The sequence below is a fragment of the Stappia sediminis genome (genome assembly GCF_009826895.1).
Classification (GTDB): domain Bacteria; phylum Pseudomonadota; class Alphaproteobacteria; order Rhizobiales; family Stappiaceae; genus Hongsoonwoonella; species Hongsoonwoonella sediminis.
In genome coordinates, this window is the sequence record NZ_WUMV01000003.1 from 112,600 (window position 1) to 135,418 (window position 22,819).

General features: G+C 63.5%; 22 protein-coding genes. 10 read left to right on the plus strand and 12 right to left on the minus strand.

What is annotated here, in order from left to right; translation table 11 throughout:
* The first annotated feature begins 164 nt into the window (after positions 1 to 164).
* The 4 genes from hrcA to GR183_RS07460 are packed head-to-tail and all read left to right on the plus strand — an operon-like array spanning position 165 to position 4,035.
* Positions 165 to 1,262, plus strand: coding sequence for a heat-inducible transcriptional repressor HrcA (hrcA, locus tag GR183_RS07445; protein WP_160775757.1), 1,098 nt, complete (start codon positions 165 to 167; stop codon positions 1,260 to 1,262).
* 13 nt (positions 1,263 to 1,275) lie between these two features.
* Complete coding sequence (locus GR183_RS07450; RefSeq protein WP_160774993.1) at positions 1,276 to 2,079, plus strand: molybdopterin-synthase adenylyltransferase MoeB; 804 nt, start codon at positions 1,276 to 1,278, stop codon at positions 2,077 to 2,079.
* A 2-nt stretch (positions 2,080 to 2,081) separates the two neighbouring features.
* A complete protein-coding gene (locus GR183_RS07455) occupies positions 2,082 to 2,822 on the plus strand; it encodes a M48 family metallopeptidase (RefSeq protein WP_312846797.1) in 741 nt (246 codons plus the stop codon).
* A 22-nt stretch (positions 2,823 to 2,844) separates the two neighbouring features.
* Positions 2,845 to 4,035, plus strand: coding sequence for a multidrug effflux MFS transporter (locus GR183_RS07460; protein WP_160774994.1), 1,191 nt, complete (start codon positions 2,845 to 2,847; stop codon positions 4,033 to 4,035).
* Positions 4,036 to 4,040: 5 nt separating this feature from the next.
* On the opposite strand, the gene GR183_RS07465 is transcribed toward GR183_RS07460, so the two are convergent.
* Positions 4,041 to 6,212 carry a transglycosylase domain-containing protein gene (locus tag GR183_RS07465; RefSeq protein ID WP_160774995.1) on the minus strand — a complete coding sequence of 724 codons (2,172 nt, stop codon included), beginning with the start codon at positions 6,210 to 6,212 and terminating at the stop codon, positions 4,041 to 4,043.
* 116 nt (positions 6,213 to 6,328) lie between these two features.
* Here GR183_RS07465 and GR183_RS07470 point away from each other — a divergent pair, with 116 nt between their 5' ends.
* Positions 6,329 to 6,631, plus strand: coding sequence for a DUF1330 domain-containing protein (locus GR183_RS07470; protein ID WP_160774996.1), 303 nt, complete (start codon positions 6,329 to 6,331; stop codon positions 6,629 to 6,631).
* Between the two features lie 18 nt (positions 6,632 to 6,649).
* On the opposite strand, the gene olsB is transcribed toward GR183_RS07470, so the two are convergent.
* The 8 genes from olsB to rsmI all read right to left on the minus strand — a co-directional run bounded on the left by olsB (position 6,650) and on the right by rsmI (position 15,348).
* The gene (gene olsB, locus GR183_RS07475; RefSeq protein WP_202396023.1) at positions 6,650 to 7,543 is read right to left on the minus strand and encodes a l-ornithine N(alpha)-acyltransferase; all 894 of its coding nucleotides are present in this window, start codon (positions 7,541 to 7,543) and stop codon (positions 6,650 to 6,652) included.
* Between the two features lie 250 nt (positions 7,544 to 7,793).
* Positions 7,794 to 9,995, minus strand: a complete 2,202-nt coding sequence (locus GR183_RS07480) for an ATP-binding protein (RefSeq protein WP_160774997.1) — start codon at positions 9,993 to 9,995, stop codon at positions 7,794 to 7,796.
* A gap of 201 nt (positions 9,996 to 10,196) precedes the next feature.
* Positions 10,197 to 11,723 (minus strand): YifB family Mg chelatase-like AAA ATPase, encoded by a 1,527-nt coding sequence (locus GR183_RS07485; RefSeq protein ID WP_160774998.1) that lies wholly within the window; start codon positions 11,721 to 11,723, stop codon positions 10,197 to 10,199.
* Between the two features lie 103 nt (positions 11,724 to 11,826).
* Positions 11,827 to 12,771, minus strand: coding sequence for a glutathione synthase (gene gshB, locus GR183_RS07490; RefSeq protein WP_160774999.1), 945 nt, complete (start codon positions 12,769 to 12,771; stop codon positions 11,827 to 11,829).
* Between the two features lie 137 nt (positions 12,772 to 12,908).
* Positions 12,909 to 13,502, minus strand: coding sequence for a class I SAM-dependent DNA methyltransferase (locus GR183_RS07495; protein WP_160775000.1), 594 nt, complete (start codon positions 13,500 to 13,502; stop codon positions 12,909 to 12,911).
* A gap of 343 nt (positions 13,503 to 13,845) precedes the next feature.
* The gene (locus GR183_RS07500; RefSeq protein ID WP_160775001.1) at positions 13,846 to 14,232 is read right to left on the minus strand and encodes a YraN family protein; all 387 of its coding nucleotides are present in this window, start codon (positions 14,230 to 14,232) and stop codon (positions 13,846 to 13,848) included.
* A 16-nt stretch (positions 14,233 to 14,248) separates the two neighbouring features.
* On the minus strand, positions 14,249 to 14,425 hold the full coding sequence (locus GR183_RS21655) for a hypothetical protein (protein ID WP_202395904.1): 177 nt from the start codon (positions 14,423 to 14,425) through the stop codon (positions 14,249 to 14,251).
* Positions 14,422 to 15,348, minus strand: coding sequence for a 16S rRNA (cytidine(1402)-2'-O)-methyltransferase (rsmI, locus tag GR183_RS07505; RefSeq protein WP_160775002.1), 927 nt, complete (start codon positions 15,346 to 15,348; stop codon positions 14,422 to 14,424). The genes GR183_RS21655 and rsmI overlap by 4 nt, the downstream gene beginning before the upstream one ends.
* 176 nt (positions 15,349 to 15,524) lie before the next feature.
* Between rsmI and GR183_RS07510 the strand changes: the two genes are divergently transcribed.
* Both GR183_RS07510 and coaBC read left to right on the plus strand, forming a co-directional pair.
* Positions 15,525 to 16,739: a penicillin-binding protein activator gene (locus tag GR183_RS07510; RefSeq protein ID WP_244313648.1), complete on the plus strand. Its 1,215-nt coding sequence runs from the start codon at positions 15,525 to 15,527 to the stop codon at positions 16,737 to 16,739.
* Positions 16,739 to 17,950 (plus strand): bifunctional phosphopantothenoylcysteine decarboxylase/phosphopantothenate--cysteine ligase CoaBC, encoded by a 1,212-nt coding sequence (gene coaBC / locus GR183_RS07515; protein ID WP_160775004.1) that lies wholly within the window; start codon positions 16,739 to 16,741, stop codon positions 17,948 to 17,950. The genes GR183_RS07510 and coaBC overlap by 1 nt, the downstream gene beginning before the upstream one ends.
* A gap of 44 nt (positions 17,951 to 17,994) precedes the next feature.
* Here the strand turns inward: coaBC and GR183_RS07520 are convergent, their stop codons facing one another.
* A complete protein-coding gene (locus GR183_RS07520; RefSeq protein WP_160775005.1) occupies positions 17,995 to 18,576 on the minus strand; it encodes an OmpA family protein in 582 nt (193 codons plus the stop codon).
* A gap of 54 nt (positions 18,577 to 18,630) precedes the next feature.
* Positions 18,631 to 19,056: a cysteine rich repeat-containing protein gene (locus tag GR183_RS07525; protein ID WP_208999783.1), complete on the minus strand. Its 426-nt coding sequence runs from the start codon at positions 19,054 to 19,056 to the stop codon at positions 18,631 to 18,633.
* A 218-nt stretch (positions 19,057 to 19,274) separates the two neighbouring features.
* On the opposite strand from GR183_RS07525, the gene dut reads away from it, so the two are divergent.
* From dut to cysK, 3 genes are all read left to right on the plus strand, one after another.
* Positions 19,275 to 19,724 (plus strand): dUTP diphosphatase, encoded by a 450-nt coding sequence (gene dut, locus GR183_RS07530; RefSeq protein ID WP_160775761.1) that lies wholly within the window; start codon positions 19,275 to 19,277, stop codon positions 19,722 to 19,724.
* Positions 19,725 to 19,783: 59 nt separating this feature from the next.
* Positions 19,784 to 20,461, plus strand: coding sequence for an HAD family hydrolase (locus tag GR183_RS07535; protein WP_160775006.1), 678 nt, complete (start codon positions 19,784 to 19,786; stop codon positions 20,459 to 20,461).
* A gap of 209 nt (positions 20,462 to 20,670) precedes the next feature.
* The gene (gene cysK, locus GR183_RS07540) at positions 20,671 to 21,633 is read left to right on the plus strand and encodes a cysteine synthase A (protein WP_160775007.1); all 963 of its coding nucleotides are present in this window, start codon (positions 20,671 to 20,673) and stop codon (positions 21,631 to 21,633) included.
* 101 nt (positions 21,634 to 21,734) lie between these two features.
* Here cysK and trpS read toward each other — a convergent pair whose 3' ends face one another.
* Positions 21,735 to 22,817 carry a tryptophan--tRNA ligase gene (trpS, locus tag GR183_RS07545; RefSeq protein WP_160775008.1) on the minus strand — a complete coding sequence of 361 codons (1,083 nt, stop codon included), beginning with the start codon at positions 22,815 to 22,817 and terminating at the stop codon, positions 21,735 to 21,737.
* Positions 22,818 to 22,819 lie beyond the last annotated feature (2 nt).

A 22,819-nucleotide genomic window follows, 5' to 3' on the forward strand; every position in this document is an offset into this window, starting at 1 on the left:
GGCTGCAAAGTGCTATGTTCCACACTCGATCAGGAGATCGTGCCTTTTAGCGCTGTCCACGGATTGAGGTCAAAGGGTCGCTTGCCAAATTATCAGCTTTCGGCCCTATATCTATAAAAGGACCGCATGGAATCCGGCCCTGAAACCAAAACCGAGGTCAGACAATCAGGACGAGTTCACCCGTGAGCATTGGCGTTCCTTCCGTCAGCCTCAGCGATCTGGACCAGAGGTCGCGGGAAATCTTCCGCTCGATCGTGGAAACATATCTGACCACCGGCGAGCCGGTGGGATCCCGCAATCTGTCGCGCATGCTGTCGCTGCAGCTTTCTCCCGCGTCCATCCGCAACGTGATGTCGGATCTGGAGCACCTGGGGTTGCTTTATGCGCCGCACACCTCCGCCGGGCGCCTGCCGACCGAAGGGGGCTTGCGCTTCTTCGTCGATGCTTTGCTTGAGGTCGGCGACCTGACGAAAGAAGAGCGCGAGGCGATCGACGTTCAGGTGCGGGGCGCCAAGGTGCCGCGCACGACGGAACAGATCCTGACCGAAGCGAGCCAACTGCTTTCCGGCCTTTCGAGCGGGGCCGGCGTGGTGCTCGCCCACAAGCAGGACGCGCGCCTGCGGCATGTGGAATTCGTGCGCATCGAACCGCTGAAGGCGCTTGTCGTTCTGGTCGCCGAAGACGGCTCGGTTGAAAACCGGATCATCGACCTGCCGCCCGGCCTTCCCAATTCCGCCCTCGTGGAAGCCTCCAACTTCCTGACCAATCTCATTCGCGGGCGAACGCTCGCCGAAGCGCGCATCGAGCTGGAGCGCCAGCAAAAGGAACGCCAGGCCGAGCTTGACCGGCTGACCGCCAAGCTGGTGGAAGCGGGCGTGGCCACATGGACCAACAACGCCGACGATGTCGGCACGCTGATCGTGCGGGGCCGCTCCAATCTGCTGGCCGATCTGGAGGCCGTGGACGATCTGGAGCGCATCCGCCTGCTCTTCGACGATCTGGAATCCAAACGCGATCTGATCCAGCTTCTCGGACTTGCCGAGCAGGGCGAGGGGGTGAGGATATTCATCGGTTCGGAAAACAACCTCTTTTCGCTCTCCGGCTCGTCGCTGATCGTTTCGCCCTATCGCGACGCGGAGCAGCGCATCGTCGGCGTTCTCGGCGTCATCGGCCCGACGAGGCTCAACTACGCCCGCATCATCCCCATGGTGGATTACACGGCGAAGCTCGTCAGCCGCATGATCGGCAACCCGAAATCGTGAAGCGGCAGCGCATATGACCCTTTCCCCCGCCGAACTGGAACGCTACGCCCGCCACATCGTGCTTCGCGACGTGGGCGGACCCGGCCAGCAGAAGCTGAAGGCGGCGCGCGTGCTCGTCATCGGCGCGGGCGGGCTGGGTGCGCCCGTGCTGCAGTATCTCGCAGCCGCAGGTGTGGGAACGCTCGGCATCGTCGACGACGACACGGTGTCGCTCTCCAACCTGCAGCGCCAGGTGATCCACGATACCGACCAACTCGGCGAACCCAAGGTCGCAAGCGCGGCGGAAGCGATCTCGCGCATCAACCCGCATGTGAAGGTGGAGCCGCATCCGGTTCGCCTCCGGCCCGAAAACGCCATGGCGCTGATCGGCCGCTACGACCTGGTGGTCGACGGTTCGGACAATTTCACGACGCGTTATCTCGCCTCCGACGCCTGCTTCTTCGCGAAAAAGCCGTTGGTGACCGGTGCCGTCGGCCAGTTCGACGGCTCGCTCACGCTGCTGAAGCCTTATGAGACCGGCGCCGAAGGCAAGCCGAACCCGACCTATCGCTGCATTTTCCCGGATCAACCACCGGAAGGCATGCTGCCGACATGCGCGGAGGCCGGGATCCTCGGCGCGCTGACCGGCACAATCGGCTCGCTGCAGGCGCTCGAGGCGATCAAGGAGATCGTCGGCATCGGCGAGGGGCTGGTCGGCCGTCTGCTGCTGTTCGATTCTCGCTCAATGCGCATGGAGACGATCAGATACGGTTGGTCGGCGAAAAACCCGCTGACGGGGACCAAGCCAAAATCCTTCGCCGAACTGGCGGAGGCCTGAGTGTGCGAAAGCTCTTCGCGCGAAAGCCCGAACCTTTGCCCGACACGTTCACGCTCGATATCGGCGGCGAAGAAATCCCCGTCCGCGTGACGCGGAACGCCCGTGCGAAACGCTATCTCCTGCGCATTCCGGCAGACAGCCGGGGGCCGGTGCTGACCGTTCCGCAGAACGGCACGTTCGAGACGGCTCTGGAATTCGCCGAGCGCCACCGCGGCTGGCTCGCCGAAAAGCTCAAGCAGCGCCCCGAAACGACCGGATTGCGCGAAGGCGCGAGCATTCCGCTGCGCGGGGTCGAACACACAATCGTCCGCACCGGCCGGCTTCGCGGCCTCGTGGAGGTGACGGACGGCGGCGAAAACCCCGAAATCCGGGTGCCGGGCGCGGAAGAGCACCTTGCCCGCAAGCTGACCGACTGGCTGAAGCGCGAAGCGCGCGCCGACCTGGAAACCGCCGTAGACCGGCACGCGCAAAATATCCCGAAAAAACCTTCCGGCATCACCGTACGCGACACGACGAGCCGCTGGGGCTCCTGCGCGTCGAACGGCAGGCTTTCCTTTTCCTGGCGGCTGGTGCTTGCTCCCGCGGACATACTCGATTACGTAGCGGCGCACGAAGTGGCGCATCTCATCGAAATGAACCACGGCCCGCGCTTCTGGGCACTTTGCCGGCGGCTTGCGCCGCATACCGACGAAGCACGCCGCTGGCTGAAGCACAACGGCAGCCGGCTCCACCACATCGGCTGACGCGAACGGACAGGAAAAGGACGTGCTGAAGGCGAACACATGGGCGCTGACCGCGACGCTTGCAGGGCTCACCGCCCTCGGGCCGCTGTCGACGGACATGTATCTGCCGGCGCTTCCGGAAATCCTGAGCGACCTCGCCACCACCAATCCGGTCCTGCAACTGACGCTTTCGGCCTTTCTCGTCGGCTTCGCCGCCGGTCAGATCGTCTACGGTCCGCTCGCCGACCGCCATGGCCGAAAGCCGGTGCTCATGGGCGGCCTTGCGCTTTATTCGATCGCAAGCCTTGCCTGCACGATCGCCAATTCCGTGGAGCTTCTGATCGTCGCCCGCACGGTGCAGGCGCTCGGCGCATCCGCGCCCATCGTGCTGGCGCGCGCCGTCGTCCGCGATCTCTACGATGGACCGCGCGCCGGCAACGAACTTGCCCGCATGGGTTCCATCATGGGTCTCGTGCCGGCGGTCGCACCGTTCTTCGGCGGGCTGATCGCCGCGATATCCGGCTGGCGGCCAATCTTTTTCGTGATGCTCGCCTTCGGTGTCTGCCTTTTGCTTATCGTCGGGCGCAGCCTGCCGGAGACGCTGAAGCACCGCACGAAAGAGCCGTTTTCGCTGATCGCGATCCTCAAAGCCTTCGCGAGCCTACTGACAAACGGAGGCTTCCGGGTTCACCTCGCCGTTGTCACGCTCACCTACAGCGGGCTCTTCGCCTTCATTTCCGGCTCGTCCTTCGTGCTGCAGGATCTCTACGGCCTTTCGCCGACCGTCTATGGCATCGCCTTCGGCGCCTGCGCGGGAGCCTATGTGCTCGGCACCATCGGCGGACAGCGTATCGCCACACGCGGATCGTCGACCGTCATCACCGTCGGCACGCTGCTTCTGGCCGCCGGCGGCGTGGTCATGCTGGCCTGCGTGCTCGCCGGCGTCGAAAGCCCGCTATCGGTTATCCTTCCGATGATGATCTACATGATCGGCGTCGGCTTCGCGCTGCCGCAAACGCAAGCCGCCGCGCTCATGCCCTTCCCGGACCGGGCGGGAACGGCCTCGTCACTCGTCGGGGTCACGCAGATGAGCATCGCCGCGCTTGTCGGCATCGGCGTGGGCGCAAGCATCGGCTCCTCCGCCGTGCCGCTTGCCGCCGTCATCGCCGCAAACGGCATCGCCGCCTTCCTGATCTACAGGTTCAGCCGGCATGTGCGCGAGGCATCGGCCTGAGATCCTCAGCCGCCAAATATCCTCTGCAGAAGATTGAGCGGGCCCCGGCCCGGCTCCGGCCTCACGATGCGGCCTTGATCCTCGCCGATACGGCCGGGAGGAACGGGCCCGGCATTGCCCGGCTCCGCGACCCTTACCGGCTCATCCACAATGCCCGGCAGGGCTGCCACCGGCACGTTGCGGTGCTCGGCAAGCATCGTCTCCTTCCAGATTTCGGCGGGAAGGGAACCGCCGGTCGCGCGGCGCGTCGGCGAATTATCGTCATTACCGAGCCAGACGGCGGTTGTCAGCTGGTTCGTATAGCCGATGAACCAGCCGTCGCGGAAATCCTGACTGGTGCCCGTCTTGCCGCCGGCCGGCCGCTCGCCGAGGCTTGCCTTCTTGCCGGTACCCGTCTGCAACGTTTCGGACATCATCCGGTTCATGCGTCCAACGATAAGCGGATCGACGACGCGGCCCGGTCCGTCTCCGTTGCGGGCGTATAACACCTTGCCATCGACGGTCCTGATCTGGCGGATGACATGCGGCACGACGCCGTAGCCGCCGTTCGACAGGGGAACGTACGCCGCCGCAATTTCAAGCGGCGTGACCTCGGATGTGCCGAGCGCTATCGCCGGATTGGCCTGCAGGGGCGAGGAGATGCCAAGCCTGCGGGCCGTTTCTACCACGCGTTTAGGCCCGACTTCATAGGCGAGCTTGGCCGCGACCGTGTTGAGCGAATAGCTGAGCGCCTGGGTGAGCGTTACCGCGCCGTAGTGCTTGCGCGAGTAGTTCTTTGGCGACCACTTGCCGATCGTCACCGGCTCATCGACGCGTATCGTTTCCGGCGTAAGGCCGTTTTCAAGTGCGGCCAGATAGACGAAAGGCTTGAAGGCGGACCCCGGCTGGCGGTGCGCATTGACCGCGCGGTTAAACTGGCTTTTCGAATAGTCCCGCCCGCCGACCAGCGCCTTGACCGCGCCGTTGCGGTCGAGCGTGACGATCGCGCCTTGCGAGACGCCGAGCTTGCCGCCCTGTTCGGCGAGCTTGCGCTTCAGCGCCTCTTCCGCGGCGCGCTGCATATCCATGTCTATCGTCGTGTCGACGATCACGTCCTTGTCGATCTGGCCGATGAAGCTCGGCAGTTCGTCCATCACCCAGTCGGCGACATAATTGTTGCTCGCGCCGACGGATTTCGCGACGACGGTTGCCGATGCGGCGATGGCATCCTTCGCGTCCCGGTCGCTGATGAAGCCGGCATCCTTCATCGCAAGGACGACCGTTCTCGCCCGGTCTTCGGCAAGATCCGGGCTGTTGGTGGGCGCGTAACGCGACGGCGCCTTGAGAAGGCCCGCGAGCGTCGCGGCCTCCTTGAGCGTGACATACCGCGCCGGCTTGTCGAAATAGCGCCGCGCGGCCGCATCTACGCCGTAAGCGCCGGCACCCAGGTAGACCCGGTTCAGATACATCTCAAGGATCTGATCCTTGGAGAAGTTCTGCTCCAGCCAGAGCGCCATCACCACTTCCTGCATCTTCCGGCTGAGGGTCCGGTCGGGCTCCAGAAAAAGGTTCTTGGCAAGCTGCTGGGTCAGCGTCGAGCCACCCTGGACGAGGCGGCCCTGCGCGAGGTTAACGAACACCGCGCGGGCGAGGCCGATCGGATCGATACCGAAATGAGATCGGAAGCGCCTGTCCTCGATAGCGATGACAGCCTCCGGCAGATAGGCGGGCAGCTGCTCCAGCCTGACGGCCTCGCCGCCCGTATCGCCCCGATTTGCGACAAGCTGACCGGACTGGGAAACGATCTTGACGTTCGGCGGGCGTTTGGGCACTTCCCATTCCGAAGGCGGCGGCAGATGCGCCGCGTAATAACCCATCAGGCCGACAAAGCCGATGAACGCCCAAAGCCCGGCGACAAGGCTCCAATAGGTCGCCTTCCTGAAAAAACGCCCGATTCGGGACCCACCGTTTCCGCCCCGCCGCTTGCGGGCGCTGCCGCGCTTGCGGCGAGCGTTCGATTTCGCTTTCGCCTTGGCGGGCGAGGCCTTGCCTGACGACGGTGATTTACGCCGGCGCGGCTTGGCTTTCGACGGCTTCGCCGCACGATCATCCGCGCTCAGCCGCACGTCGAGCGATCCCGGCTCGTCAGGCTCGAACCGCGGCTCTATTCGCTGCCTTTTTGTCGGGCGCCGTGCCATTGACCCTCGATCGACGAATTCCGTCCGCCGAAAAGTGTTTTCCGACCATGCGGATCGCTTCCGTTTTTATGTTAATTGTGGCGGATTAAAGGGCGCTTAAAACAGGAAGGAAGCACATGGCAAAAGGATACTGGATCGCCCGCGTCGATGTTACGGACCCGGACACCTACAAGAATTACGTAGCGGCGAATGCCAAAGCCTTCGGCAAGTACGGGGCGCGCTTCATCGTTCGCGGCGGCGAATTCGAATGCATGGAAGGGGCCGCGCGGCAGCGCAACGTCGTGATCGAATTCCCCAGCTATCAGGCGGCGCTGGAGTGCTATCGCTCACCGGAATATGCGGAGGCACTGGAGATCAGGCGCCACGCCGGCGTCAACGACCTGGTGGTGATCGAAGGATACGACGGCCCGCAGCCGTAACCGTGCGGCCGCGAAAAGTCAGGACGCATAGCGGCTGGCGTCCGCTCCGTAATAGTTGACGTAGCGCTCGTTCAACGCGGATACGGGCAGGATAATCAGGACGTCCGTCGTGCCGAACTGGTGATCGATGACCGCACCGTCGCCGATATGGGCGCCAAGGCGCAGATACCCCTTGACCAGCGGCGGCAGGTCACGCAGCGCCTGGCGCTGGTCGACCGCTTCCTTCGGAATGCGGTTCATTTCGACATAGCGTTCGTCGACGGCTCTGACGCGCCAGTCTTCGGGCGCGCGGGCGAAATGATGCAGGAAGGAAAGCTGCGGGGCCAGGCGGTCCGGGTCCGTGCCCTCCATCGACGCGCAACCGATCATCACGTCAATCCGGTTCAGGAGCACGTAAGACCAGATACCGTGCCAGAGGAGTTCGACCGTGCGCTTGTTTCGATAAGGCTTGAGGACGCAGGAGCGGCCAAGTTCGAGGAAACGCAGGTCGGAATGCGCATCGATCAACGGCTGCAGGTCGTATTCGCCGGTCGTATAGAAGCCGTCGTAGAGGTTCGCGACCTCCTGGCGCAGAAGACGGTAAGTGCCCACGACCTGCGGTTTTTTTCGCGCGAACGGCTTGACCCGTTCGAGGTGGTCATGGTCGACCACCAGAAGATGGTCGCAAATGGCGTCGAAGGGATCGAAATCGCGCCGGAGCGCTTGCGTCTCGGCATCGGCGAGCGCCGACATCTCTTCGTAGAAGACGTGATAGCGAAGTTCCTGCGCCTTGCGGATTTCGCGGGCGCTGCGGGCAAGCCGCACCTCCAGCGACCCGATGCGGCCAAGCGGGACAACCTGCCTGCCGAATGTCTTCAACCTGTGCGGCGCGGACCGGCCCGGCCCAATCGGCACCGGGCCCGCACCCGGCATGAACTTGCGAACCAGAGTGCGCGGCGACAAAAGCCCCGATCGCGGCATGGCCTTCACGTTTCGTCCCCCGAAGACGCGCCGGTATCCTCGGCGTCTGGCATTGGATCCCTCGGCAAGGACTATCGCACCAACACGAATCGCGACGGCCCCGACCGGACAGGTCATGCTCTACATCATAGTTTTTCAACGATACCATGACAATTCGCCGCCGGCCAAAGCCGCCGGCCAGCCGGACCGCGTGCCGGAGAGGTCACGAGGCGCGCGAAAGCGCCTGTTTGAGGATGTCGGGATCGAGAGGCTTGGTGAGAACGTCATCTGCGCCGGCGTCCCGCGCCCGCGCATGGGCATCCGGCATCACATCGGCCGTCACCGCAATGAGCGGTGCTGGATCCCAGCATCGCGAACTTTCGTATTCACGATAGCGTGCAATGAACTCGACCCCGTCCATTTCCGGCATATGGAGATCGACGAGGAGAACGTCGAACGACCCGTCCCGGACCTCTTCGAGCGCCGCCTTTCCGTTCGTTGCGACAACCGGCTCATGCCCGAACTTGCGCAATAGCGCTTCCGTCAAGAGGCGGTTGATATCGTTGTCCTCGGCGACGAGAACCCGAAGCGGGCGCGATGATTCAGCGCTCTGCTGGTGTTCTTCCTCGATGAGCGCATTGGCGCCTGTCCAGAAGGATGCGCGCCGGTCCGGATCCAGAAGACCCGTCACAACGCCGAAAAGCGACGCTGTGCGCACAGGCTCCACGAGGTAGGCATCGAAGCCGGCATCGTTTAGGCGCGGAAGCCGGTCCCGCTCCGTCGGCTTGACGATAACCGCGGCCGGCATTTCGAGCCCGGCGGCCCGTGCCCCGGCAAGCCAGGCGCCCGCGTCGGAAAACGCCGCGTGGTCGACCAGCAGGAGATCCGCATCGCCGATCTCCTCCTCGAAATCCGCAGCGCCCGGCGCCACTATGCAAGCTTGCGCCCTCACCTCGCAAAGACGGGCGGCGATGAGCGGCGCGCCTATCCTGCTTTTGGAGACGATGGCGATCTTCCGCCTTGGCAGATCGAAAGCCGCATCGTCTTCCAGAACGTCGCGCTCCACCTTCACCGGAAGGCGCACGCGGAAGGTCGCGCCGGCCCCCGGAGAGGCCTCGGCCTCTATCGTGCCGCCCATGAGCGTGACGAGACGGCGCGATATCGCAAGGCCGAGGCCCGTGCCGCCGTAACGCCGGGAAAGACCATGATCGATCTGTTCGAATTCGCGGAACAGGCGTTCGGCCTGTTCCCCGGTAAAGCCGACGCCGGTGTCACGCACAAGGATCTGAAGCCCGATCCCGCGTTCGCGTTCCAGCGGGCCGGCCTCCACCCGGTCGACCTCGATTGCGACACCGCCCGTTTCCGTGAACTTCAAGCCGTTTCCGGCAAGGTTGAACAATACCTGACGAAGGCGCTTGCCGTCCGAAACGATCTCGCGCGGCACATCCGCGCCAATGCGCGCGGCGATTTCCAGGCCCTTGAGCTGGGCCTTCGGCGCAAGCAACTCGACGACGCCTTCGACGAGGCCCGACACGGAAACGGCCTCCTCCGCAAGCTCCACCCGACCCGCCTCTACCTTGGAGAACTCCAGCACTTCGTCGATCAGGTGAAGAAGCGATTCTCCCGAACCGACCAACGCTTCGGTGTAGCTTTTCTGTTCGAGCGTCTGCCGGGTGTCGCGAAGGAGACCCGCCATGCCGAGGATACCGTTCAACGGGGTGCGGATTTCATGGCTGACGGTCGCCAGGAACCTGCTTTTCGCGACACTCGCCGCTTCGGCCATGTCGCGGGCTTCGACAAGCTCCTCCTCCATGGCCCGCCGGCTCGTGATGTCGCGCAGGATCGTCTGGACGAGGGGGCGCTCGTCCATCGGGTCGCGCACGGCAAGGTCAAGCCGGGAGAACCAGCGCGGACCCTCTACCGTTTCCAGCCGGATATCGCCGAACGCGCCATCCTGCCCGTCCCCTTCGCCGCCGATATCGAGAGCAAGCGCCTTGCCCGCCACCGGGGCGACTTCCCTGGGAAAAAGCCTTGCTGCCGCATCGTTCGCGTATGTGACGTCGCCGCCTTCGCCCCGGCGGATGATCACGTCGCCGAGCGAGTCCAATACGCTGCGATGGCGTTCGTCGGACTCCTTGAGTTCCCATAGACGATCCTCCAGCGCTTCGCGCTCCCGCCGCAGCGAATGAACCTCGCTGTCGAGCGCGCGCTGCCGGCCTGAAAGCCGGGCAAGATCCCCTCCCGTCAGCACCCATGCCGCAAGCGTGCCGGAAAGAAAGCTCATGGAAATCGCAAGGAGCCTGCCGGTCGAATCCCCCAGGATCAGCCAGAACGAAAAGGCGATGCCGACGGCCATGCCGAAGGCGGCCAGCGTCTGTCGAACATGCAAGGCCGCAAGCCCGAAGCGGGCCCTTTTTCCGGACACCGGCCCTTGCTTGTCCGTTACCTGATCTCCGCCCTTCCGACGTCGCGTCGTCCCTTCCAAGGGTGGCTCCCTCATTTTACCTGCGAACAGATCGCCAAATTGCAGAGGGATTATGCGGGCCAGACCTTGAGAAACACTTTCCACCGTCAGGTAAAATCACGACACCCGCAGTTACGATCCGCGAGTGCGCCCGGATGCGCTTTACGCCGCTTCGCGCAGGAGATGCGCCCCGCGATAACTCAATGCCTCCGCCAGATGCAGCCGCCCCACACGCTCCATCCCGTCGAGATCGGCAAGCGTGCGCGCCACCTTCAGCACCCGATGATAGCCCCTTGCCGAAAGCCGCAGGCTGTCGGCGGCATCCTGAAGCAGCGAAAGACCTTCCCGATCCGGTTCGGCGATCTGCTCGATCAGCTTCGAGCCTGCATCGGCATTGGTGCGCGCGGAAGCACCGAGTTCAAGGAACCTGTTGCGTTGTTTTTCACGCGCAGTCGCGACCCTTGCCGCAACATCGGCGGAAGATTCCGAGTGCGAGGGGCGGATCAAATCCGCCGCCGTCACGTTCGGCACGTCGATGCGGATGTCGATCCTGTCAATCAGCGGTCCGGAAATCCGCGCCTGATAGTCGCCCGCGCAGCGTTCGCCACGCTTGCAGGTATGGCCCGGTTCGCCCGCATGCCCGCAGCGGCAAGGGTTCATCGCCGCCACAAGCTGGATGCGCGAGGGGTAACTGACCCGGTGGTTCGCGCGTACGATCACCGTCTCTCCCGTCTCGAGCGGCTGGCGCAGGCTGTCGAGCACCTGCGGCTGGAATTCTGGCAATTCGTCGAGAAACAAAACCCCGTTGTGAGCAAGTGACACTTCGCCCGGCCGCGCCCTGATGCCGCCGCCGACGAGCGCGGCCATCGACGCGGAATGATGCGGCGCGCGGAAAGGACGGCGGTCGCTCAGCCGGCCTTCTGCAAGCTCGCCCGCGACGGAGGAAATCATCGAAACCTCCAGAAGTTCCTTCGGCGAAAGCGGCGGCAGGATGGAAGGAAGGCGCGAGGCCAGCATCGATTTTCCCGCACCCGGAGGGCCGATCATCAAAAGGTTGTGACCGCCGGCGGCGGCGATTTCCAGCGCGCGCTTCGCGGTTTCCTGGCCCCGCACGTCGGCAAGCTCCGGAAGATCCGCCACCGCACCGCCGAGCTTCGCCACAGGACGGGAGAGCACCTGCGTTCCCTTGAAATGATTGGCGATCTGGATGAGCGAGCGAGGAGCCAGAACCTCCATCTCCGGGTCGGCCCAGGCGGCCTCCGGCCCGCAATCGGCCGGGCAGATCAAACCCTTTTCAATGCCGTTCGCCCCTATCGCGGCGGGCAGGACGCCGGCGACCGGCGACAACGTGCCATCCAACGCAAGCTCGCCAAGCACGACGAAACGCTCCAGCTCCTCCGCCGGAACGGCCCCCATCGCCGCCATCAGCGCAAGCGCAATCGGCAGGTCGTAATGCGATCCCTCCTTCGGCAGGTCGGCGGGCGCAAGGTTGACCGTCACGCGTTTGGCCGGAAGAGCAAGCCCCGAAGCATGCAGCGCGGAGCGTACTCGCTCCCGGCTTTCGCCGACGGCCTTGTCCGGCAGGCCGACGATCATGAAGTTGACCTGGCCGGGGCCGATCTGAACCTGAACGTCGACGGGGACCGCCTCGATCCCCTGAAACGCGACCGTCGTGACCCGCGAAACCATGCCTGCTTCCCGCCCCGGTAAAGTTGAGCAAGAAGCTATTGCAACCGACGTACGAAATCAAGAACGAAGAGGGAACAAATTACATCCAACTGAACGCGTTGCGTCAGGCCGAGCGTTTCTTCTCCACCACGTCCCAAACCTTCGCCGCGATGTTCGGACCGCCAAGCTTTGCGACGGCACGAATGCCCGTCGGCGCGGTCACGTTGATTTCGGTCAGATGTCCGTCGATCACGTCGATACCGACGAGGATCAGCCCGCGCTCGCGCAAGGAGGGGCCGAGGCGGGCGCAGATTTCCCTCTCGCGTTCCGTCAGTTCGGCCTCGGTCGCCGCCCCGCCGCGCACCATGTTGGAGCGAAGGTCGCCTTCGGCGGGAACGCGGTTGACCGCACCTGCGAACTCACCGTCGACAAGCAGGATGCGCTTGTCGCCCTTCGACACGTTCGGCAGGAACGCCTGGACGACCCAGGGTTCGCGGAATGTGACGGCGAAAAAGTCATAGAGCGAGCCGTAGTTGAGGTCGTCCTGCGTCACGCGGAACACCGCCGCTCCGCCATGACCGAACAGCGGCTTCATGACGATATCGCCGTACTCCTTGCGGAAAGCGTCGATCTCGTCGCGGTCGCGCGTGATCAGCGTCGGCGGCATCAGGTCCGAAAACTCGGTCACGAAGAGCTTTTCCGGCGCGTTGCGAACGTGATCCGGATCGTTCACCACCAGCGTGCCCGGATGGATCTTCTCGAGCATGTGGGTCGCCGCAACGTAGGCCATGTCGAAGGGCGGGTCCTGGCGCATGAGGATGACGTCCATGTCCGAAAGGTCGGCGCGCCGGCGTTCCCCGAGCGTGAAATGATCGCCCTGAACGTCGCGAACCTCGACCGGCTCGACACTCGCCGTCACGGTATTCCCGCGCATCGCCAGCCTTTCCGGCGTGTAGTGATAAAGCTCGTGCCCGCGCTCCTGTGCTTCGAGCATGAGGGCAAAGGCACTGTCGCCCGCGATATTGATCGAGGAGATATGGTCCATCTGGACCGCAACCTTGAGGGCCATTTGATACTCCGGAAAAGCGCTGGTGGGCCGCAGGCGCATGAGATCCACGCTTTCGCCGCCTGTTGTCGGCAATCATATGAAAGGCGGGGGCGGCTTTGTCCAGCCGTGAGGCTTCGCTTCCCGTTCAGGGTTAGGGTTCAATCGCGCCTTCGCGCCAGCCAGACCGTGTGCCAGCCGCAGTCGGGATCCTCAACCTTATGGACGAGAACGTCGAAGCCCCCGTCGTCCAGAAGCTGCTCGTATTCTTCCGGATCGAGGCTTGAATGATACAGCTCTTGACCATGGAAAGTGCCGATCGCCTCGCCGTTCGTCGGGCCGGAGGTGAAGAGCAAAAGGCCGTTCTTCGCCGCATGACGGGCGAAGACGGGAAACATCGCCCGCTGTTCGTCGCGCTCAAGGTGAAAGAAACTGTCCCAGGCGATAACCGCATCAAAGCGCCGCCCGAGATCTAGGCCGCGCATATCGGCGTTTATCCATTCGGCATCCGGAAACCGGCCCCTGCAAATGTCGATCATGGCCGGCGCCGCATCGACGCCCGTCACGGCGAGGCCCGAATCCATGAAAAAACGAGCTACAGGTTCGCCAACCCCGCAGCCAAGATCGAGCACGTTCCCGTCCGGGCCGACCCTTGCAATTATTTCCTCGAGATAGGATCGCTCCATCAGGTGGCGGCTTCGCGCGGCGTCGTAGTCGCGAGCGTGCATCTGGTAGAGACGCCACACGTTTTTCATCGCTTGCCTCCATGAGCGTGTCTCAGCGCCGCGAAAGGCGCATGCGGCGCAACTTTTGCAAGGCGTCCCAAACGGATTGCACAAACCCCTCGAAAGCAAGGCACGGGTTGTTCCAGACCCCCGATTGGGGCTTAGCTTCGGGCAGGCTGAACGAAAGTCCAGCGCGGAAATGCCCATATCCGCTTGTAGTCAGGCGGATTCCTCCCCCAACCGGGTCTTGCCGGGCATCAGGTTTCGCATTGTTTGGGGCAGAGACCTGATCTCCACAGGATCCCAACCCGAGGCGTCTTGCAAGAGACGACACCTTGAAGGGTGCTGCGGATATCCCGCGGCACCCATTTTTTTACGGAACTTCAAAGGCATTCTGTAGGTGGGAAAGGCGAAAGCCCCTGCCTGCGAGAATGGCGTCGAAGCGCAGCGTACAGCCGCTCGACCAGGGGTTTTCCGCCTGCCAGATACGCGCGGCGGAAGCGATGCGCCGTTGTGCGGCCGGAGTTATGGCAAGAAGCGCCGCATCCCGGCTGGCGCGCGCCTTCACCTCGACGAAGGCGACCGTATCTCCCTTGAACGCGACGATATCGATTTCGCCGGTCGCCGCCTTGTAGCGCCTTGCGAGGATGCGCCAACCCTTCAGCCGCAGGAAGAAGGCCGCGCGACCTTCCGCCGACAAGCCGAGCCGGTAGGCTTTCCGCCGGTCCGACCGGTTTCTGCCCTGATTGCGCCCGCCCACGGTTCTTTCAGGCCATTCAGCCGGCCGACGGCTGAATGAGCGCCGTAACGGTAATGAGGAGAGCCATGGCGATCAGGCCGAAAACGGCAAGCTTCCAGGCATCGCGGCGATAACGCAGGCCCGGCCAGCCCAACGGCTTGATAACCTGGATCACCACAAGAATGGCGATGAACACCATCAAAAGCTTCGTCAAGACGTCTCCTCCCCGCCCTTGAGCGCAAGGGTTTTCGCATAGAGCGATTTTCTGTCGAGTCCGGTCAGTTCCGCCACATGCTTCGCGGCGGCCGCGGGCTTCATCGTTTTCAGCGCTTCGGCAAGCAATCGATCGGCGTCGCTTGCGTCCGGCCTTTCCTCGGGCGGCGGGCCGACCACGACCACGATCTCGCCCTTGACGGAGCGGCCGGCAAAGCGGTCCGCCAGATCGCTCAGGCTTCCCCGCTCGAACGTCTCGAAACGCTTGGTGATTTCACGCGCGACCGCCGCCTCGCGCTCACCGCCGAGCGTTTCGGCCATGGCAATGAGGGCATCGGGCAGCCGATGCGGGCTTTCGAAGAAGACGAGCGTTGCCGGAACATTGCGCAGCTCACCAAGCCGTTTTCCGCGCTGGCCGGCCTTTTGCGGCAGGAACCCTGCAAAACAAACCGTGTCGGAAGGAAGCCCCGCACCGACCAGCGCGGCAAGCGGGCTGCTCGCGCCCGGGATAGGCACCACCCTATAGCCCGCCTCGACAACATCACGCACGAGCCTGTAGCCGGGGTCGGAGACGAGCGGCGTTCCGGCATCGCTCACCAGTGCGATCGCCTTTCCTTCCTCGAGCGCTTGCAGGATTTTCGGCCGCTGTTTCTGCGCGTTGTGTTCGTGATAGGCAAGCATCGGCGTTTTCAGGGCGAAACGCTGCAGCAGCGTTGCCGTCACACGCGTATCCTCGCAAGCGATGAGGTCGGCGCCGGCGAGCGTTTCCAGCCCGCGCACGGTCATGTCGCCGAGATTGCCTATCGGCGTCGAAACGATGTAAAGCGCCGGCTCCAGCCGGGGCGCCTCGAAGGCATGCGCGCCGATGACGAAGCGGCGTACGCCCGTCGTCTGGCTTTCCCTCGGGCCGGGCTCGCCGGTCATCCGTCACTCCTTGCGATGCGTGATGGTTTCAGAATCCTCCGCGATGCTGTAAACCGTCTGCGAAACCACCGTCAAATCCTGCTCGTTTTGACAGGACTCAACGGAGCCGCCAAGATTTGATCGAGAGATATTATGCGCCGCGCGGAATCCGGCGCATGGGGTTCAGGAGGTCGGCCTTGCATCGTCTTGTAAGCCTCGCCGGGCGCTGCTCACGCAGCGCGCTCACCATTGCAGCACTTTCCGTCGCCGGGCTCGTGGCCGGTTGCTCCGGTTCCTCGCTGGGCGACTTTCCCGGCTACCCGAGCGATCCGAACGCGGGCAATGCTCCGGTCGCCGGTGATGTGATCGGCACGGGAACCGTACGCGTCGGCCTGCTGCTTCCGCTTTCGGGCGGCGGCAACCAGACCTCCATCGGCCAGGTGTTCCGCAATTCGGCGGAACTCGCGCTATCCGACTTCCAGGGCGCGGATATCCAGCTCATCGTGAAGGACACCGGCGGCACGGCCGAAGGCGGGCGCATGGCGGCCCAGGAAGTGATCGCCCAGGGAGCGGAACTCATTCTGGGTCCGGTTTTCGCTCCGGCCGTCGGCGGCGCTGGCTCCGTCGCACGCTCATCCGGCGTGCCGGTCGTCGCATTCTCGACCGACACCGCCGTTGCCTCGCGCGGGGTCTATCTCCTGAGCTTCCTGCCTGAAAGCGACGTTCGCCGCATCGTCTCTTTCGCCGGCTCGCAGGGAAAACGCTCCTTTGCCGCAATCCTGCCGGACGATGCCTATGGTTCCATCGCCGAGGCGGTATTCCGCCAGGAAGTGGGCCGGGCCGGCGGGCGCATCGTCTCCATCCAGCGTTACAGCCTGAGCGGCGGAAACACCGACGACCTGCGCGCCAAGGCGGAGACAATCGCGGCAAGTTCCAGCTCCATCGACACGCTGTTCGTCCCGGCAGGCGGCGGTGTGCCGGGGTTCGTCGCGCAGGTGCTTCAGGCCGGCGGCAACTTCGGCACGATCAAGATGATCGGTACCGGGCAATGGGATTCGGCGGAGGTGCAGAACACCGGCCTTCTGACCGGCGCCTGGTATCCGGGACCGGACAATTCCGGCTTCCAGTCGTTCGCCCAGCGCTATCAGGGCCAGTTCGGCAGCCGCCCGCCGCGCAACGCGACGCTCGCCTATGACGCGACGATCCTCGCCGCAGGGCTGGTTCGCTCCGCCGGGGCCGAGCGCTTCAACAGCCGGGTGATGACCAACAGCGACGGCTTCCTCGGCATCGACGGCGTCTTCCGCTTCCGCTCCAACGGGCTGAACGAGCGCGGCCTTGCCGTCTACGAGGTGACGGGTTCCGGCACACGGGTGATCGACGCCGCTCCACGCTCGTTCGGACCGGGCAGCTGATGCCAGGCCGCAAGCGGATCCTCCTCGTCATCGGTGGCGGCATCGCCGCCTACAAGACGCTGGACCTGATCCGCCGTCTGAAAGAGCGCGGAGCATCCGTGCGCGCGGTGATGACATCGGCCGCGCAGGAGTTCATCACGCCGCTTTCAGTCGGTGCGCTGACCGCAGACCGGGTCTTCACCGAACTTTTCGACCGCGAGGACGAGCACGACGTCGGCCACATCCGGCTGTCTCGCGAGGCGGACCTGATCGTGGTTGCTCCGGCGACCGCAGATCTGCTCGCCAAAATGGCGCACGGGATGGCGAACGACCTCGCCTCCGCCGTCCTGATGGCGAGCGACAAGCCGGTGCTTGTGGCGCCAGCCATGAACCCTGCGATGTGGTCGCATCCGGCCACTGCACGCAACGTCGCGCAATTGAAAGCCGACGGCATTTCGTTCATCGGCCCGAATAGCGGCGAAATGGCGGAAAGCGGCGAGGCAGGCGTCGGACGCATGTCGGAGCCGCTGGAAATCGTCGCGGCCATAGAGGCGCATTTCGCGCGAAACGCCGGCCCCCTTTCCGGACGCTCGATCGTCATCACTTCCGGGCCGACCCATGAGCCGATCGACCCCGTGCGCTACATCGCCAACCGCTCTTCCGGCAAGCAGGGACACGCCATCGCCGAGGCGGCTGCGAAAGCCGGCGCGGATGTTACCCTCGTTTGCGGGCCGGTGACGATCCCCGAGCCCGGCGGCGTGAAGGTCGTCCGCGTGGAGACCGCGCGCGAAATGCTGGATGCGGTCAAGGCCGCACTCCCCGCCGATGTCGCGATCATGGCCGCCGCCGTTGCCGACTGGCGCGCCGAAGGCACGTTCGGCCAGAAGATCAAGAAAGACGGAAGCGGCAAGCCGCCGGCGCTGAAGCTAACCGAAAATCCGGATATCCTGGCAACCGTCGGAAACAGCGATGCCGGCCGGCCGAAGCTCGTCATCGGCTTTGCGGCGGAAACGCAGAACCTGATCGAAAATGCGCGTTCAAAACTCGCCCGCAAGGGCGCGGACATGATCGTCGCCAACGATGTATCGCCTGAAACGGGCGTCATGGGTGGGGATGCCAACACCGTGCGGCTCGTGACGAAAGACGGCGTCGAGGACTGGCCGACGCTGTCGAAACAAGAGGTCGCCGAGCGGCTGGTCGCGGTGATTGCGAAAAGTCTGAAGGAAGCCTGAGGCCGCAAGGGCGGCCCCGGCCTCGATTTTCGGAAAAAGCCGGCTCAGAACCCCACGTTGATCAACTGGACACGGCGATTGATCTCGCTGTCGGGCTTTTGCGGATCGCGAAGGTCCTCTTCGCCGAGACCAACCGCCTCAAGCTGACCCTCCGGGACGCGGAAGGTCGTGACCAGCGCTTCGCGAATGGCGTTCGCGCGGCGTTGCGACAGTTCGAGGTTGTATTCCCGCTTTCCCTTCGCATCCGTGTGACCGACGACGAAGAACGTCTGGCCCCAGAGGTACGGCGTATGCAGGGCATCGGCGATAAGCCCGATCGTCTCGTAGGATTCCGGGCGGATACGGTCGGAATCGAAGTCGAACGTGATCTCGACATTGAACTGGCGGAGCTTGGCGAGCTGCTCAGACAGCGGCAATGAGGTGGTGGCGTTGTCGCCCGGATGCTGCTTGATGTTCTGCAGCGCCTGTGCGCGAAGGTCGTCGGCATTCACTTTCACCTGCACTTCGGCATCGCGAAGGCTGTTGATGATCTCATTGCGGGAAAGCTTCGTCTGGCCGGTCGCGGCGGTCTGGGAGAAAAGCGCGAGCGCAATCGCGCCGGCGGCCGTAAAGGCGATTTTCTTCATCGGTCATGCTCCGTGAAATCGGTCCGAATATCGGGGTCTGGCCCATAAGTTCGCTCAGCGGTATCCGGCGTCCGTAATCGCCTGATTGCACTTGTCGCTGACCGAAGGTTCCGCCTTCAGCAGGCAATTGAGCACATGCCCCTTGCCCTGTTTCACCAGCTTGCAAAGCTGCTGGATATCCCGGTCGCAGACCTTGGTGACGGCTTCCTGCGCGGCAAAGCGTTTCTGCAGCATGACGTAAACGCCCGCGTAATCCGCCTTGCACTGGTCGGAGACATTCGCCTCGTTCTTCTGCAAGCACTGCTGGATGCGGTTGTTGCCGAGATTGACGTTCTTGCAATATTTCTCGATATCCGCGCCGCAACTGGAATGAAGTATCTTGATCGCGTCGGCAAATCCGATTGTCTGCGCAAATGCGCCACCACTGCCTGAAATACCAAGCAACGCCATCACTGCGAGAATTGCAAAGGCCCTAATCATCCAGCACCTCCCTCGATATAAAGAGTTAAATCCCAGCACACCCGTTCGATACTAATTGTATTATGTATCATCGGTATATACCCCTACGTAATTTTTATCGCGTAAGGCATATGGGGATCGGCCCGGGTCCCAATCCTCAAAATACGCCCTTGCCAAGTGATTTCCGGAATGCGACCTCATTGGCTGGTTTCAATTTCCAGACCCGGTGCCAGAACCGCATGACGACATCCGTGAAAATCCGCCGCCTGCCGCATGGGGCCGACCTGCCGCTGCCTTCCTACCAGAGCGCCGGTGCGGCCGGCCTCGACCTCTATGCCGCCGTCGACGCGCCGATGGTATTGCAGCCCGGCGAGCGCGCGCTGGTGCCGGCCGGCATCGCCATCGCCCTGCCTCCGAGCACGGAGGCGCAGGTGCGCCCGCGTTCCGGCCTTGCCGCGAGGAACGGCGTGACCGTGCTGAATACGCCGGGAACGGTGGATGCCGACTATCGCGGGGAGATCAAGGTCATCCTGATCAACCTGGGCCAGGAGCCGTTCGGGATCGAAAGGGGCGCGCGCATTGCGCAGTTGGTGATCACCCCCATCGCTCACGCCGAACTCCACGAAGTGGACGATCTTGAGGCGACGGAACGCGGCGCCGGCGGCTTCGGCTCGACCGGAACCAAATAGGAAATTTCGCAAGGCTTCGGCCGGTGGCCATCGCGACAATGCTTTTGGGGAAAGACTTCATGCGTCCTGGACTAGTAATCTTCGATTGCGATGGCGTGCTTGTCGACACGGAAACCGCGGCGAACAAGGTGCTTGCCGAAATGGTGACGGAACTCGGCCTGCCGATGGACTATCGGGAAGCGCAGCGCCGCTTCATGGGCCGGACGATGGAAACGATTCAGCCCATGGTGGAAAATCTGACCGGACGCAGTTTGCCCGCAAGCTGGGCGGATGGGGTTCGCGCAAGAACCCTGCTGGAATTCGAAAAGGGCGTCGAACCGATCAGGGGCATCGAGAACGTCGTCGCGGCACTGAAGGAAGAGGGCATACCCTATTGCGTCGGATCGAGCGGGAAATACGCCAAGATGCGCGTAACTCTCGGCAAGTCCGGCCTGCTGCCGCATTTCGAGGACGTACTCTTTTCCGCGGAAGATTGCCGGGAAGGCAAACCCGCACCCGATATCTTTCTCTACGCCGCTTCCGGCATGGGCGGCACGCCGGAAGACTGCGTCGTGATCGAGGACAGCGTGGCGGGTATCCAGGCAGCAAGAGCCGCCGGAATGCGCGCGCTCGGCTTCACGGGCGATCCCGGAGCCGACAGCGAGGCGATGCGTTCTGCCGGCGCCGAACTCTTTGCGGATATGGCCAAATTGCCGATGCTTCTGAATATCGATACGCGCGAACTCGATGCCTGTTGAACGGCGAAAGGCAGCGAAAGCCCTTTCCTGCACTTGCCTCAGGCTCGACGCTCTTACAGGATTGCCCCTTACCGGTCGGGCGCCGACCGCATGACGGAAGATCGGCGGCAACGGTTCGACCCGCAATCACCTGGGGAAACAAACTTACGCCGCGACGTTCCGGACGCATGATCCGGAATACCGGCCAGAACAAAGGGGAACGGAAACGCATGAGCGAGCGCAAACCCGGCCGAGGCCGAATCTACTCCTCCATCATCGACACGATCGGCGACACGCCGATGGTGCGCATGGACAAGCTTGCCGCCGAACACGGCGTGAAGGCCGAACTCATCGGCAAGCTGGAGTTCTTCAACCCGATTGCAAGCGTGAAGGACCGCATCGGCGTGTCGATGATCGAGGCGATGGAAACCGCCGGGAAGATAAAGCCCGGCGAAACGACGCTGGTCGAGCCCACCTCGGGCAACACCGGCATCGCGCTTGCCTTCGTCGCGGCGGCCAAGGGCTACCGGCTGATCCTCGTCATGCCGGAGACCATGTCGGTCGAGCGGCGCAAGATGCTCAGGCTTCTTGGCGCGGAGCTGGAGCTTACCGAAGGACCGAAGGGCATGAAGGGCGCCATCGCCCGCGCCGAGGAGCTTCTGGCCTCGATCCCGAATTCGGTCATGCCGCAGCAGTTCGAAAACCCGGCCAACCCCGAAATCCACCGCAAGACCACTGCAGAGGAAATCTGGAACGACACCGGCGGCGATATCGACGTCTTCGTCTCCGGCATCGGCACCGGCGGCACGATCACCGGCGTTTCGCAGGTGCTGAAATCCCGCAAGCCCGATCTTCACGTGGTCGCCGTGGAGCCCGCCGACAGCCCGGTCCTTTCAGGCGGCGATCCCGGTCCGCACAAGATTCAGGGAATTGGCGCCGGCTTCGTGCCGGGCGTGCTGGAGACATCCGTTTACGACGAGGTGCAGACGATCTCCAACGAAGAAGCCTTCGTCATGGCCCGCGAAGCCGCGCGCCTCGAAGGCCTGCCCGTCGGCATTTCATCGGGTGCCGCTCTGACGGCGGCAATCCGCGTTGGCCAGCGCCCGGAAATGGCGGGCAAAAGAATCGTCGTGATCATCCCCTCCTTCGCCGAGCGCTACCTTTCGACCGCCCTCTTCGAAGGGCTGGAGTAGGGAAATAACCGCGAAGCGCCTTGCCTGGCGCTTCGCGGGCCTGCAATGAGAAAAGCCGCGGGCGAACCGCGGCTTTTCTCATTGGCGCAAGGTACAGCCGCTCATCCGCGCCTGCACTCCAGAAAGCCCGCAATGCGCTTCACATCGTGCAGGATCGGCTCGGCAATGGCCGCTGCGCGCTCCGCACCGTCCTTGAGGACCGCATCGATATGCGCCGGGTCCGCGATCAGGTTGCGCATTTCCGCGGCGATCGGCGAAAGCTTCTCCACCGCCAGTTCACTGAGCGCCGGCTTGAAGGTGGAAAACTGCTGCCCGCCGTATTCCTTGAGCACATCGGCTTTCGTCACCCCTGAAAGGGCTGCGTAGATGCCGACCAGATTGTCGGCTTCCGGACGCGCTTCAAGACCCTCAATCTCGCCCGGCAGCGGTTCGGGATCCGTCTTCGCCTTCTTGAACTTGCGGGCGATCGTGTCCGTATCGTCCGTCAGATTGATGCGCGAAAGGTCCGAAGGATCCGACTTCGACATCTTCTTCGTTCCGTCGCGCAACGACATGATGCGCGTGGCGGGCCCCGCGATCATCGGCTCGGTAACGGGGAAGAAAAGCTCATCCGGCGTTTCGGGCGAAGGCTCCGGGTTGGGCACGCCAAGCCCCAGTTCCTTGATACGGTCCTGGAAATCGTTGTTGAACTTCTGCGCGATATCGCGCGTCAACTCCAGATGCTGCTTCTGGTCGTCGCCAACGGGCACATGCGTCGCGCGATAGGCGAGGATGTCGGCGGCCATAAGCGCGGGATAGGCGAACAGGCCGACGGAGGCGTTCTCGCGGTTCTTGCCGGCCTTTTCCTTGAACTGCGTCATGCGGCTGAGCCAGCCCATGCGTGCGACGCAGTTGAAGATCCAGGCAAGCTCGGCGTGTTCCTTGACTTGGCTCTGGTTGAAGATGATCGCCTTCTTCGGGTCGATGCCGGCGGCGAGATAGGCGGCCGTCACCTCGCGCGTGGCGCGGGTCAGCTCTGCCGGATCCTGCCAGACCGTGATGGCGTGCATGTCGACCACGCAATAGATCGACGGCATTTCGTCCTGTAGCGGCACGAAGCGCGAAATCGCGCCGAGATAATTGCCGAGGTGGAGATTGCCGGTCGGCTGAACGCCGGAGAAGACCCGCTTGGGGAAGGCTGTCATTT